The following is a 13,739-nucleotide window of genomic DNA, read 5'->3' on the forward strand; positions in this document are numbered from 1 at the left end:
GGCCATCACGTTCTGGACCGCCCGCCAGGACGGTGACCTGCTTGGGTGCGGCGCGCTCAAAATGCTGGACTCCCCGGACGGTCAGGCCAGGCACGGCGAGATCAAGTCCATGCGCACCACTGCCCCGGCACGGGGACGGGGTGTGGCCACGCTTATGCTCCGGCACATCCTCGACGACGCCCGGACCCGAAACCTTTCGCGTGTGTATATCGAAACCGGAACCGAGGACTACTTCGCCCCGGCCCGGCGCCTGTACGCCCGGAATGGCTTCACCGAGTGCCCGCCGTTTGCCGACTACGCCCTGGACCCCAACAGCGTTTTCATGGAGCTGCGCCTCTAACTAAGCAGCCGAAGCGGAGTTGTTTTTGCTCAGGCTGTCCGGACTTCCAGCTCCACTGGAATAGCACGGCGGACGGCATCGTCCACGGGGCAATGCCGCAGCCCCCACTCAACAATGTCCCGCGCTGCTTCCGAGACGCCGGGCCCCACCCGGACCGTCACCCGCATGCTGGCCGGGCCGGCGGGAACCTCCTCGGCGATGCCGAGAATGCCACGGTCATCGGATTCGCTGTCCACGTCGACTTCCAGGCCCGTCAGCTCAATTCCCTGCTCCGCGGCACGCATCGCGATGAGTGTGGCGACGCAGGAGGCGTACGCGGCGCGGAACAGCCAGCCCGGCGAGGGAGCTGATCCGCCTCCGCCCACACCGGTGACCATGTCGGTGACGACTGTTGCGCCATCGGGGCCGGTTACACGGATCCGGAGCCCGTCCTCCACGACGGCGGTAGCTGCGGAGTCGCGGTAACGCGCCTCGTCGGGATGGGCGGCCAGGTAGTTCCTGGCGGCTGTCATTGCTTCCGCTATTTGTACATTGCCCATCTGCGTCTCCTCCGCCGTTCCGTAGCCTTTGTGCCTGTATGCCTTCCGGCGCACTGGCAGCGGCGCCGAGGTGCTCTAATGCTGGACCTGCAGAAACGTGCAGGCAAGAGCGGGAGCCCTCTGTGCGGAAGTTGGCAAACGTAAGCGGACGACGGCGGGTGGGCGCCCGCCGTCGTCCGCTCTGCTTGGTGCCTAGGAGCTGAAGGGGACCTTCTCCCAGCGCAGTACGTCCGTGCCGTCGGCGCTGTTGCCGGCCACCGTGAACCGCACGTAGTTGGTGGCGTTGGCGGAGCCGTCCACGGTGACGCGCTGCAGGTCGTCAGCGGCGGGCTGGCCGTAGATGTCCAGCCAGGGTGAGCCTTCGGCGAGGGGCTGGTTCTCGGCGAAGACGTGGCTGTCGCCGTTGATGAGGTAGACCGGGGCGTCGAAGCTGTTGGTCTCTTCGACGATGGCCTGGACGATCTCGCGGAAGCCGGACATGATCTCCGGGTTGGCGGTTGCAGCGCTGAGCAGCGACGGGTCGAACATGTCGGCCTGGGTCATCAGGACGACGGCGCGGTTGTTGCGGCGTTCGGCTTCGTCGAAGGTCTCGCGGATCTGGGCCAACACGGCGTCCGTGCGGTGCTCCACCTCGGCGAGCTGCTCCGGCGTGGGAGTGGTTTCGCCGAGGCCGGTCCAGGGCTGGAGGGAGTTGTTGCTGCCCTGGATGTTCAGCACGGAGAAGGCCACCCGGTTCTGGGTGAAGCGGACGTTTTCGGGAAGGCCGAGGTCCTCCTGGGTTTTGACCGGCATGGTGGCGCCAAGGGTTTTGCCGGGTTCGTTGAAGAAGACTTCGCGCAGCTTGTCCAGCCGTTCCAGCGGGTTGTAGGTGCCGTTGTTGGTCCGGTGGCAGTCCACCCATTCGTTGTCGCCGGGGGTGAAGACCAGCGGGTGGGTGAAGGTGTCGAAGTCTTTTCGGATGTTGGTGAAGTACTGGTCCGAGCAGACGGAAGAGCCGTTCTTGATATCGCCCACGTGTGCTACAAACTTCAGCTTGCTGTCGGCGTTGATGTCCTGGATGCGGGCGGGGAACTTGGCAATCTCGGCGTCGCCGTAAGGAATGTCGCCGATGACGCCGAAGGTGAAGGCGTCGCCGGTGTTCTCGGCGGCGGTGGCTGGCTGGGCGGCAAGGAGGCCGAGCGCCAGGACGGCTGCCGCCGCCGTCGTCTTTAGTGTCTTTGTAGGCATGGGGAAGGGTCCTTTTTCTGCTTGCGGGCTACGCCGTGCGGGCGGTGAGGAACTGCTGCAGGCCGGCGAGGTCGTCGGTGTTGATGTGGTCCACCCCGGCGTTGGCGAGTTCGGTCCAGATGGCGTCGCGGGCGTCGCCGGGCTGGTGCGGGGTGGCCCAGAAGCGGACGCGGTAGCCGTTGGCGTGGGCGGTGGCGACGTAGGCGTGGAGCTTGGCGCGCTCAAGCTCCGGCATGGGGCCGACGCCCTGCCAGGTGAAGAGCCGGGTCCAGTTGTCGCTGACCAGCGGCATGAGCTCCGCGGGCTTGCCGGTGGTGAGGTCGGCAGAGCGGCCGTCGTAGAAGCTGAAGCGCTTGTCCTGGGACTGCATGGTGGCCAGCGGGCGGTTGCCGCTGATGACGGCGGTGACCGGGCCGGTCTTGACGGTGCCGTTGGTGTAGCGGCTCATGATGTCGCGGTGCTCGGCCAGTTCCTGCTCGATGGCGGCGTAAGTGGCCTCGCCTTCGCTCTTGATGTCGATCAGGAGCTGCAGGCTGCCGTCCCAGTGCGGGTAGACGCCGTGGCCCTGCTGGCTGCGGACCAGGTCCTGCAGCGGATCAAGGTAGAGGCTTTCGAGGGTGACGCCGGGCTTCACGTCCTCAAGGTCGTGGGCCACCAGCAGTTGGCCGTCCACCAGCCACACGTCCGCTTCGACGCTGGTGAAGCCGTGTTCGAGGGCGTCGAGCAGCGGGCGGTCATGCTCGTAATCGTTGTGGGCGTGCGCCTGTGCCAGCGGCTGGCCGACGACGACGGGAGCCGGCTTGGCTGCCTCGGCCTGGGCGGGTGCCACTGCGGTTCCTGCCATGGAGGCGAGGAGGGCGACAGCGGCGAGGGTGCTTTTCACGAACAAGAAGAACTCCTGGGTAGAGCTTGGATTTTTGTCAGCTCCTGAATTGGGGAAGGAGCGCAGATGTCCCAAAAGACTCCCTGCCGTGCGCGAACGGAAGCATTCGGGCCGGTTTCAGGCTGGTGAACAGCAGGCGTCACTGAGCAGGAAAACAGGGTGGCTGCCGCGCCAAATTACGGAACATCCAGGCCGTTCTGGTTGTTGTACAGGGTGATGATGACTTCTCAGGATCTGGACCTGACTACTCTTTCTCCCACCCGCTTGTGGGTCCCCAAACACGTACTGGTCACGCGCGCTGCGGCCGACCTGCCGCACACAGCAGAAATTATCAGACGCTGTGAGCGTGCCGGCGTGGATGACATCCGGTTCTTACCTGGCAATGCGTTGACAGGCCTTCGCGGCGCCAGCGACCGCGAAACCTATGCGTCCGCGAAGAACACGCTTGCAGTTGTCGTCGCTCCGCCGAGTGCCCTCAAACCGCAGCCCATCCCGCCAAGCGCGGACTGGCGCATCGACCTTGCCAAGGGCTGCCCGGCACACTGCCAGTACTGCTACCTTGCCGGGTCCCTGCAGGGACCGCCGGTCACCCGCGTGTACGCCAATATCGACGACGTGCTGGCCGGGATCCACACCCACGCCGGCAGGGGTTCGGTCACCAGCGGAACCCTCGCACGTGGTGGCGAGGGTACGACGTTCGAACTTTCCTGCTACACGGACCCACTGGGAATCGAGAGCGTCACAGGTTCGCTTGCCGCCGCGATCTCCCGTGTGGGGGCAGGAGAGTTTGGCGACGACGTGCAGCTGAGGTTCACCACCAAGTTCGACGACGTCGGTGACCTGCTGGCCCTTGACCACCGGCGTAGGACGCGGATCCGGTTTTCGGTGAATGCTGCAGAGGTGGCAGACCGGTTTGAAGGGGGAACCGCGCGAATGCCCGCACGCCTCGCCGCTCTCCGGGCAATGGCGGTGGCCGGCTACCGCGTGGGACTGACGATTGCACCCATCATGCCTGTTCCTGGCTGGCGGGAGCAGTACGGCGCCCTGCTGGATGACGTCTCGGAGGCGGTTGCCGGCATCACGGACCTAGATCTAACAGCCGAGATCATCACGCACCGCTTCACCCCCGCCAGCAAAGAGGTGCTGCTGGGCTGGTATCCGCGAACCAAGCTCGAGATGGACGAGGAGTCGCGGAGCCAGAAGCGTTCCAAGTTCGGCGGCGTGAAGTACGTGTACCCGAAGCAGACCATGACAGAAATGCGCGAGTGGTTCACGGAGGAACTGGAGCGCCGCCTTCCCGCTGCCCGGCTACTTTACTGGACCTGACGGGGAGTCATTAAGCTGCACGGACCAGCGCCTGCCCCAAGTTGGGCTCGCCGCCGGCGCGGAAAGACGCAAGGCATTCGACGGCGGCCCGGTGTTCCGGCGTCGTACCGCAACAGCCACCCACCAGGCCCAAACCGAACTCGCGAACGAACTGCTCGTGAGCGGTGGCGAGCTCGGCGGGGGTGAGCGGGTAGTGCGCGCCGTTGGCGCCGAGGATGGGCGAATCTGCATTAGGCATGCAGGCCATGGCGACGGTGGACTGCTTGGACAGGTGGCGGAGGTGCTCGCTCGGATATATGGAGGCAAATTACATGGGGGGACATAGCCTCCGCCTCATGCCTTAGCCAGGGGGACCATTCTTGAACAAAATGCTGCGCACGCTCATCCTGCCCATATTGGCCTTGGCTACTTCATCTTCAGCGTGTACAAAACGTTTGCACCATTACCTACACAGCTATGATCCAATTGCCCCTTCCGGAGAAGTGTGCAGGCGAACTTGAAAATGCGATCGTTGCCGGGCTTCCTCACACCGCATATCCTTGCCCTCATCGTTTCAGAAGGAGGACCTCCTAAAGGGCCTCCTGGATAACGTACCTGTGAGTAAGCGATTTCCCCGCTATGGTTGGCTAGTCGGGCGGCTGGGGGGCCGGAGCGCAACGATGCGCTTTCATAAGGCGAAGCGAACCCGAGGCCCTGTGCTTTGGGCAGCATAAGGGGAATTATGACCGCTACATTTGAGCTATATAACGTTGATCGCACCTATTACGGGTTCAGACTTAGGGCCTCTGACGGCTCCGTTATTGCCGTATCTGCCCATTACCCGGACAAGGAGTCTGCAGTCCAGGGAATTCGGGCCGCGCGCGAGTGCGCCGCAACCGGACTTATCAGTGACGGCTGTACCCCTGGTACCTAGGCAGTATCGTCTGGAAACCTAGTGTCCTGAAGGAGTCTGTCAGGCCCTGGCCTCGAAGCCTGCCTGGCCGCTTTCTCACTCGGCCGCCCCTCCAAAACCAGCCGCTGGAGTTGGGGGTGTTCGCAGCGCCCGATACTAAGTAGACTTAGTTTCGGGCGGGATGTCCAGCAGTGAGGCGTCGCGCTCTCCGCGCCTTGGAAGCCGTGGAAAGCCTTAGAGCATACACAAGACCCAAAGCTTGCATGACGTAATCATTCTCGGAGTTGTGTCGATCCCGCCTGTTATCCGTCTGGTACTGCTTGTGGGAAATAGGTTCCGAGGCCGGTGGATCATCCGCTAACCGAATCAGACTTTGTCTGCGCGGCGGTCCTCCGGAAGCGTTTCACCCGGCGCCGAATGATACGAGTGTTCAGCTCACGCGAGCATGGTGAGTGCCACTTTTCCTGATACCTGTCCGTCTTCGAGGAAGCGCAGTGCGTCGTGGGCATCAGCCAGGTTGAAGGTCCGGTCGAGGGTGGGCGTAATGTGGCCGGCCTCGATGAAGGGGGCAAGGTCCTGAAGTTCGGCGGCTCGCACCAGTCCAAGGAACATGGTCAGCCGTTGGCGAATAAAGGGTGACAAAGCCACAGCCCCCAGATGCCGGTGCAGGCCTCCGGTCAGCTTGCCAGCGCCCTCACCCCCGGTGATAACAGCCGTTCCAGTAGACGTCAGGGCACGGCGCAGACGGGATATTGAAGGGTTACCCGCGATGTCCAGAATGAGGTCGTACGGGCCGGCGTCTGTGAAATCCTCACGGGTGTAGTCGATGACGTGGTCGGCGCCGAGACTACGGACGAAGCCTGCCTTGCCGGTGCTGCAGACGCCGGTGACTTCGGCGCCGAAGGCTTTCGCCAGCTGGACTGCATAGCTGCCGACACCGCCAGACGCGCCAGAGACCAACACCTTCCGGCCCTCCTGGATCTCCCCGGCGCGCAGCCCCATAAGGGCAGTGACCGCGGAGACCGGCACCACTGCGGCCTGCTCGAAAGAGAGAATCTCTGGCTTAAAGGCCAGCTTACCCTCGGACGCGACAGCGTACTCTGCGTAGGAGCCCCGGCCGCTGCCGTACACGGCGTCCCCGATGGCAAATCGGGTGACCTTCGGTCCAATGGCTTCTACCGTTCCTGCCAGGTCAAGGCCCAGAACACGGTCCTTTGGCTTGCGGAAGCCAAAGGCGAACCGGCCCAGATATGGCAGTCCTCTCAGCATGTGACACACCCCACGGTCGACGCCGGCCGCCCTGACGCGGATGAGCACTTCGTCCCCTTCGGGGACCGGGCGGGGAACCCTGTCCAGACGGAGAACCTCCGGCCCCCCATAGTTATCTCGAACAATGGCCCGCATGTCGCCGATGGCACCAGAGCGCCGCGCTTGGACATTTCCCTGTGTTTTCATTTCCTTTTCCTTCTACAAGCTGGTGGAGTTTCGTACAATGTACGACACAGTATCGTACGGTGTACGGAAGCGGAAGGGCTGAAAGGAACAATTGATGCAAAATGCCGGAGATGGCACCCGGGAACGGCCCGGGCTCAGCCGCGACAAGGTGCTGCAGAAAGCCCTGGAGATCGCCGACAAAAAAGGTATCGCCGCCCTGTCGATTCGTTCGCTCGCTGGCGCGATGGGCACCAAGCCAATGACGCTGTACTACTACGTGGCCAACAAGGACCAGATCCTCGACGGCCTCGTCGATCTGGTCTTCGCCGAGATCGCGACCCCGGAGCCCGGACGTGAGTGGAAGGAACAAATGCGACGCCGCGCGCACTCGGCCCGCGAAGTGCTCCGCCGGCATCCGTGGGCAGTGGGGCTGCTGGAATCACGCAAAGCTCCCGGTCCTGCCACTCTGAAGCACCACGAGGCCACGCTGGGAACCCTGCGCGCAGGCGGTTTTACCGTGCAACAGACCGCCAGGGCCTATTCGCTGCTGGACAGCTACATCTACGGCTTCGCCCTGCAGGAGGCAGCACTGCCCATTGCAGGCGGGGAGCCGATGGCAGAGGTGGCCGGTCCCATCATGGAGCGGTTCGCGACCGGGGAATACCCTTATATGGTTGAGATCGCTACACAGGTGGTCATGCAGCCTGGCTACGACTACGGCGACGAGTTCACCCACGGACTGGAGTTGATCCTCGGCGCGTTGGAATCGACGCCGGACATCAGCTGATGTAAGAAGCCATCTTCTGAAGTCACGCACAGTCCAAGCACATGGCAGGATGACCATACCCTTCCCGGTGCCGCCACCAGTCCGACGACCCTAAGTTCTGGGACAGTCGGACTGGCTCAGAGACTATTGATTCAGCTGGGGGCCGTAGTCAGCAATTCGACTCCTTCCTGAGTAACGTTTCACCTCAACGGCTTATGTTCCTCAACCTGGCGCTCACTTTGGGTCAGCAGCTCCGGCCAAGTAGCGAAGAACAGTGAACCCGGTCGGGTCGACTGGTCTGGCGGCATAGGAGAGGGCGATGACGCCGGCGTCGGCTTTTGGAAGTGCAGTTGGGCTCGGGCAAATGCCAGCAGGTCACGCCGGGTGGGACACAGAACTCCGGCACGGTGGCATGGCGCCCAAATTCCAGTCCGGTACCAGACGGCTTTGGCGGTCATGGCCGAGGGCCCGGCGCCTCTGCTTCGTCACATTCTGCGCGGCCAGGTTCATGGGTGGTTCGTCTCGGGCATGGCAAGCATCAGGTACAGTCCCGCAAGGGCCAGGGCAGTCGGGATCATGACAAGGCGTTCGGCCTTGCTGCGCGAGATGCCGTTCATTAGGACACCGAGAGTGAAGTATCCGGTCAGCACCCAGGTGGCCACCGCCGTGAAGCCGCCGCTGACCAGGGCCGGGACCAGGTTCGCCCTGGCCAAGGCCGTGTAGGCGAAAAGGGCGTACAGGGCTATGGAGACAGCACTGCCGACCCTGAGTTTGGCGGGAAGAATCCGGTGTTGGCCGCCCCAGGCCAGGTGCCCGAGCGGAGCGCCTGCAATCAGCGCGCCCTGGAAGACCGCCAACGCGGCCAGAAGCGCACAAGCAAGCACTGCCCACAGATAATCCGGCGCCATCAGCCCAGCCCGCCGCTAACGACGCGCCCCGACTCCTGCCCGGTAAGGACAGGTACCGGCTTGAAGCCCTTGAAAGTCAGGTACAAACCCAAGGACAGTTCCCAAAGGAAGATCGGCAGGGTCGCAACCGCGGACAGGACCGAAACCTGGGTGTTCGAACCGAACATGGTCAGGGTCGCTGACATGAGCAGCAGCGGGGCTCCGATCAGCCCCAGGATGGGGATGATGCGCGGCACGAGCCTTGCCCGGAACAACAGGTAGCCCAGCAGCAGTGCGTTGATAGCCGGAATGGTCCCCGGCCCCAGAAGGAACGTCCAGTCCCGGACAACCACCAGCGCTTGCCCGGCACCAACAAGTGGCTCAGCATTCGCCCCGCTGGCCACAGCCTGCCTCAATGACACCACCGCAAGAAGACTGACGACGCCGACGGCGATGACGGCGGCCTCGAACAACCGTGAGGTAACGAAACCCAGCGCCAGGCCCTCGCCGTGCCGTTTCAGGACCGGGAACAGGGCCACTGCCGTACCCACGCACGCGAAGGCGTTGACCAGATCCAACAGGGACCCCCAGATGACGCTGGTGTCATCACCGGCACTGACGACGTAGTCAGGGCTGTCCAATACAGGCTCCAGAAGGAAAACCGCGGGGATGGAACTGGCAAAAGTTACAAGGTAGAACACTCCCGCTACAAGCGCGGCCTTCCGTGCTGAATCCAAAGCTACTCTTCTCATAGAACGGTTCGATAACTGACAAGCGGTGCTGCAAATCATGCGGAAATCCATGTCCGTGCACGTACTTCGCACAGTACAGGCGGCACCGCCACGCATCCCCGGAGCGACGACGCAGTTTGCTTCCTGTTCACTCAAGTGACGGCGTCCGTGGAGTCAGAATGAGCTGTCCGCACATACATGAGGGAACACACCGCGCGTGTGATGTTCCCGAGGTGTTTACGGGTGGGGACCAGCGCTCGTGCAGGATCGCTTCGGCAGAGCCGTAACCCAGCTACGGGGGTTTCTGCTGTTTCCCATCTTGGGCGCCACTGTCCTCTAGGTCCGGGTTGGGAGTTTCACTGCATCGGTTAATCCCGAGAGTCATGCCCTGCTTCCCTACCCGGTCACCCAGGGATTTGCGACAGGCGCCGCTGCTACCGGTACTGGTTCTTCTTCCGGGTGCGGGCTGTTTCTTCTTCCGGGTGCGGGCTGTACTTTTTGATAAGTGCTTCCACAGCATCGTTTTAAAATGCACTTTCCGGCGGTGATGACGTCGTGGAAGGCGCGGGGACCATCCCTACCATCAGTGACTGGCGGCGCTGAGTGATTGTGGGTAGTCATGCGGGGTGTCCAGTTTTTGCCAGTCCTGTTCAAGGGCGGTGAGCGTGCGGAAGCTGCGGGCCTCGGTGGCCGCTCCGAGTTTGTCCGGATTCCGTACGAGGTAGACGCCGGTAACGTACTCATTGTTGGATTCAACAAGTGCCACAACGTCGACCGTGTCTCCGCTGTATACGACGAGAGCCGGCATTCCATTGAAAAATGACAATTCAACCCGCATCTGGGGCACCGGGGTTTTAGCGATTCCAGCAAGGAAACGGGTGATGTTGTCTGCACCGATAACAGGCTTGCGGGCCGCTGTGACTTTCCCTCCTCCATCGGAGAGAAGGACGGCGCCCGGAGCGAGGGCATCCATCAGGGACTGCATGTCGCCCCCGAGCAGGGCTTTGAGGAACCGGTCGGCGACCGCCCGTTGCCGCTGTGCATCCACCTCAAAGCGTGGTCGCCGTGCGCGGACGTGCGCCTTTGCCCGGCTTGCCATCTGGCGGACGGCCGCCAGCGACTTGTCGGTGGCTTCGGCGATGTCCGCGTAGGGAAAATCGAAAACCTCGCGAAGGACGAAAACAGCGCGCTCATCGGGGGAGAGCGTCTCAAGGACCACAAGCATCGCAAAAGACAGGGATTCACTCAGTACAGCATGCTCAGCGACATCCGGGGCCGTGATCACAGGCTCCGGGAGCCACGGACCGATGTAGTCTTCCCGGCGCCGTTGAGCCGTTCTTAGGGAATTCAGCGCTTGACGCGTGACCGTTTTGGCAAGATATGCCCGCGGATTCACCACAGCTTTCGCATCAACTTGGGACCACCTCAGAAAGCTGTCCTGAACGACATCCTCGGCATCGCTCGCGGTCCCGGTAATCTCGTAGGCAATGGTGAAAAGCAGGGAACGGTGTTTCTCGAACACTCCGGCGCTTTCCACAGCCCTACCTGGCTTCCACCGGTCGAGGGCCCTGGGGCCAAGTGTACGAACCACTCCGGCGACGCTCTCCCCTGATCCAGGAAAGCGTCATTTGGCACATCTGCGCTTTGGCCAGCCCAGCAAGGCGGCCCCGAAGAACGAAACGGCGTGGCCGGTCGTCGGCACGCACGGTTTGAACGAGCCCTAAGTGGCGTCCCAGGCTGATACACCTGAACATGTATCCGGCCGAAAGCGGGGTTGGAGCTCGCTTTTCGAGGCGGGCGATAATGTTGTCGGCCGCGTGGGCACCAAGTGGCAGTGCCGTCGCGCAACTCATGCGCAGGTGCCCGCCGACCGTCTGGGGGGCGCATACGGCATCGCCTGCACCGAAAATATCAGGGTACTGCGGACACGCGAGCGACTCGTTGACCATGAGGCGCCCCAAGGGATCCGTTGCCAGCCCGCTGTCCCGTGCCAAATCCGGTGCGGTAAACCCCGCGGTCCAGATCGTGCAGTCAGATTGCAGGGTGTCACCACCGGAAGTAATTACCGAAAAATCATCGCAGCGTTGCACTTCGGTATTCTCTACCATTTGGACACCAATGGCTGAAAGCCGTTCCGTGATCGCGTGTCGGCCGGATTCGGAGAGGTTCTCCGCGATGGCTCCGCGGGAAATGAGACGCACCTGCAGCTGCGGATACTTTTCCGCAATTTCGGCGGCAACCTCAATGCCGGTCAGGCCGGCTCCGACGACGCTGATGGTAGCGCTCGGATCCAACTGGGACAGCCTCGCCTGCAAACGGTTTGCGTCCTCGGCATCTTTCAGCCCGTACGCTCCGGCCGGGATCCTGCTCGATGCCTGGGTACTGCCCACGGAGTACAGCAGGACATCGTAGTCGAGCGGGGCGCTGGCGTCTGATAAGTACACTTTGCGGCGTTCAGGGTCAATACGGGAAGCGATGCCTTCGACGACCTTTGCATCCTCATGAAGAAGAGAGCGCATTGGTACTGAGGCTGATGCCCGATTTCCGGCGGCGACCTCATGAAGACGGATTCTTTCCACGAACTCGGCAACCGGGTTAAGGACCGTAATATTCATGGAATCAGACAACCGTGGGCTTCCCGCTCAAGCCTGTTCGCGGCCATGACCCCGGCATATCCCGCGCCGATAATAACCACCCGACAACGTGCTGACACTGCAGACTCCTATCGATAAACGAGCGATCGAACATAGGACACCGCAGGACACCGAAATGTGACACGGACAAGAAGCCCGGCACCTGAAGAGGGAACCTGCCCCAGGCAACCCTCACCTCCGCCACTAATCCCCTCATCCCCGCGATTCCGGAGGCAGCTAATGCGCGCTCACTCCTCGAAGGATCAGCCGAATCGTACACCAGAGCAAAAACTGCACTCCCGCATCCATTGCGAATGGTAATCAGCTCTGCAGGCCCGCCAGCCTATGCACCGGCTATCCGCTCGGATCCTCGGCGACGGCGACTAGGCCGGCATGGAGTGGAAGACGAACTTGACTTACAAAGCCCTGGAGTTCACGACGACGCCCGGGAAGTTCCCGCAGCTACTTCTACCCGTCCTGTTGAAACGCCGATAATATACCTTATGTAAAGCTGGACGCTGCGTATCTCATCGGATGCATCAATTCGGGGTTAGATGCTCGGCCTCCGGAGCGGCGCCAATCTACTGTCTATAGCGCAGCGCCGTATCGGGGTTTGTGATGTGCCACCGACATTTACTGGCTCCGTCCTGCTGGTCAGAAAAGTTCTATGAAGAACAGTAGCGTTTTTGTGTCCATTCCGGATCGAGGCGCCATTCCCATCGGTTATTCTCAGACCGGGTCTTGCTGCTCGAAGGTGTCCTGGCGCCGTATACACGGAATGACGTCATGCTGGCGCTGCCAGTGACTGCAAAACCACAGAGAACTGCGGAAATCTTGGGTGCATTTATTAAGCGCGCAAGAATGAGATGGGGGCAAAGTGGAAAAGTACTATCTGCCGGGCAAAGACAGCTGGCACAACTTTGAAGTTGTTGGCGAGTCGTATCGCGAGAAACAGATCCTCTCAGTTCTGGGGCGACGCCCAAGGCTTGACGAAGAGATCGAGGACGTCTTCGAAGCCTTTCTCGTGCCGGAACCGGATAATCCCCATGACGCGAACGCTATATCGGTGCGGGTCAACGGACAGGTCATCGGTTATTTGGACCGTGACTCTGCTGCCGTTTATCGCCCCATAATCCACCGCATCGCTGCAAGCGGCATGATGGCCACAACCACGGCGCGGATCTGGGCTGTGGTGCGGGAGTCATGGGAAGCTGAGCGGCAGGCGAGGTTTTTCTCGAATGTTCGTATTTACCTGCCCGCGGCCCACGAGATCCTTCCGCTTAACAACCATTTCCCGGCCAACGTGGCAGTTCTTCCTTGGAGTGGCGCCCTTCAAGTGACGGGCGAAGACCAGCATTTTGCCCATCTGTTCAACTACCTGCCGCAGAACGGTGAAGGGCTTGTCATCCTGACGATGCACAAGCTCGTGCAGACCCTAAAGAACGGCACCGAGAAGAACCTCGTTGAGGTCCGTCTTGACGGTGAACGGGTGGGGCAGCTGACAGCAACCACCTCCAGCCACTATCTGCCATCGATTTCTCACGCAGCAGATGCAGGGAAGGAGCTGGGGATCTGGGCCAGGATCAAAGGCTCGGGGCTTGCAGCCGAGCTGGTCATTCAGGGTGCCAGGGCCACCGAGTTGAATGACGCGTGGCTCAGTAGAATGCCCTCCTTCCCCCCGCTGACGCCGGAAACCGCCACATATACAGTCCCGCCCGCCTACACCGGAGATGCCCTCAGGCCCCGCAGCCCTAGGACCATCACCACACCATCAGCAGGCGAAAGCAGCTTTCGGACGGTGCCCCCTTCCAGGAAAGCGGACCGCCAGCCACCTAGGGGAAAAGTGGTGCTGACAGACAAGGACAGGCGATACAGTCCGCTCATTCATCGGATCGCGGGCGTAGCAATGATCGTTATTGGCGTCATCGTTGGCGCTATCCTTGCTGCCATCCCGCTACTTGGGCCGGTGCTCTTTATCGGCTGCCTTGCCTTGGGAATTATGGGCAACATTCGCTCACGGAAGATAGCGGCCGCGCTCGAAGAGGAACTACCTGTCTCCGGATTTATCCCGAAATAGGCAT

12 protein-coding genes and 2 pseudogenes are annotated in these 13,739 nt (G+C 61.8%); 5 read left to right on the forward strand and 9 right to left on the reverse strand.

From position 1 onward, the window contains the following. Position 1: 1 nt before the first annotated feature. Positions 2-340: pseudogene (locus ACLH0K_RS15400) on the forward strand (GNAT family N-acetyltransferase); the annotation flags it as partial. Between the two features lie 29 nt (positions 341-369). On the opposite strand, the gene ACLH0K_RS15405 reads toward ACLH0K_RS15400, so the two are convergent. From ACLH0K_RS15405 to ACLH0K_RS15415, 3 genes are all read right to left on the reverse strand, one after another. Beyond that, positions 370-879 carry an OsmC family protein gene (locus ACLH0K_RS15405; RefSeq protein ID WP_411374417.1) on the reverse strand — a complete coding sequence of 170 codons (510 nt, stop codon included), beginning with the start codon at positions 877-879 and terminating at the stop codon, positions 370-372. A gap of 192 nt (positions 880-1,071) precedes the next feature. Further along, positions 1,072-2,106, reverse strand: coding sequence for a metallophosphoesterase (locus ACLH0K_RS15410; protein WP_411374418.1), 1,035 nt, complete (start codon positions 2,104-2,106; stop codon positions 1,072-1,074). 28 nt (positions 2,107-2,134) lie between these two features. Then, entirely contained in the window at positions 2,135-2,995 is an 861-nt protein-coding gene (locus ACLH0K_RS15415; protein ID WP_411374419.1) for a phosphatidylinositol-specific phospholipase C/glycerophosphodiester phosphodiesterase family protein, read from the reverse strand. Positions 2,996-3,208: 213 nt separating this feature from the next. On the opposite strand from ACLH0K_RS15415, the gene ACLH0K_RS15420 reads away from it, so the two are divergent. Further along, positions 3,209-4,315, forward strand: a complete 1,107-nt coding sequence (locus tag ACLH0K_RS15420) for a spore photoproduct lyase family protein (RefSeq protein WP_411374420.1) — start codon at positions 3,209-3,211, stop codon at positions 4,313-4,315. Between the two features lie 58 nt (positions 4,316-4,373). On the opposite strand, the pseudogene ACLH0K_RS15425 reads toward ACLH0K_RS15420, so the two are convergent. Then, positions 4,374-4,604: pseudogene (locus ACLH0K_RS15425) on the reverse strand (homocysteine S-methyltransferase family protein); the annotation flags it as partial. 432 nt (positions 4,605-5,036) lie between these two features. On the opposite strand from ACLH0K_RS15425, the gene ACLH0K_RS15430 reads away from it, so the two are divergent. Beyond that, positions 5,037-5,228 carry a YegP family protein gene (locus tag ACLH0K_RS15430; protein WP_411374421.1) on the forward strand — a complete coding sequence of 64 codons (192 nt, stop codon included), beginning with the start codon at positions 5,037-5,039 and terminating at the stop codon, positions 5,226-5,228. A 414-nt stretch (positions 5,229-5,642) separates the two neighbouring features. On the opposite strand, the gene ACLH0K_RS15435 is transcribed toward ACLH0K_RS15430, so the two are convergent. Then, positions 5,643-6,476: an NAD(P)-dependent alcohol dehydrogenase gene (locus ACLH0K_RS15435; protein WP_411374422.1), complete on the reverse strand. Its 834-nt coding sequence runs from the start codon at positions 6,474-6,476 to the stop codon at positions 5,643-5,645. Between the two features lie 280 nt (positions 6,477-6,756). On the opposite strand from ACLH0K_RS15435, the gene ACLH0K_RS15440 reads away from it, so the two are divergent. Next, on the forward strand, positions 6,757-7,428 hold the full coding sequence (locus ACLH0K_RS15440) for a TetR/AcrR family transcriptional regulator (RefSeq protein WP_411374423.1): 672 nt from the start codon (positions 6,757-6,759) through the stop codon (positions 7,426-7,428). Between the two features lie 485 nt (positions 7,429-7,913). On the opposite strand, the gene ACLH0K_RS15445 is transcribed toward ACLH0K_RS15440, so the two are convergent. From ACLH0K_RS15445 to ACLH0K_RS15460, 4 genes are all read right to left on the reverse strand, one after another. Beyond that, positions 7,914-8,315 (reverse strand): hypothetical protein, encoded by a 402-nt coding sequence (locus tag ACLH0K_RS15445; RefSeq protein WP_411374424.1) that lies wholly within the window; start codon positions 8,313-8,315, stop codon positions 7,914-7,916. After that, a complete protein-coding gene (locus tag ACLH0K_RS15450) occupies positions 8,315-9,085 on the reverse strand; it encodes a DUF4386 domain-containing protein (RefSeq protein WP_411374425.1) in 771 nt (256 codons plus the stop codon). Before ACLH0K_RS15450 ends, ACLH0K_RS15445 begins: the two co-directional genes overlap by 1 nt. Before the next feature lie 523 nt (positions 9,086-9,608). Further along, entirely contained in the window at positions 9,609-10,562 is a 954-nt protein-coding gene (locus ACLH0K_RS15455; RefSeq protein WP_411374426.1) for an RNA polymerase sigma-70 factor, read from the reverse strand. Positions 10,563-10,566: 4 nt separating this feature from the next. Then, entirely contained in the window at positions 10,567-11,640 is a 1,074-nt protein-coding gene (locus tag ACLH0K_RS15460; protein ID WP_411374427.1) for an NAD(P)/FAD-dependent oxidoreductase, read from the reverse strand. Between the two features lie 895 nt (positions 11,641-12,535). Between ACLH0K_RS15460 and ACLH0K_RS15465 the strand changes: the two genes are divergently transcribed. Continuing rightward, positions 12,536-13,735, forward strand: a complete 1,200-nt coding sequence (locus ACLH0K_RS15465; RefSeq protein ID WP_411374428.1) for an HIRAN domain-containing protein — start codon at positions 12,536-12,538, stop codon at positions 13,733-13,735. Positions 13,736-13,739 lie beyond the last annotated feature (4 nt).

The organism is Arthrobacter sp. MPF02 (genome assembly GCF_046605375.1).
GTDB lineage: Bacteria > Actinomycetota > Actinomycetes > Actinomycetales > Micrococcaceae > Arthrobacter.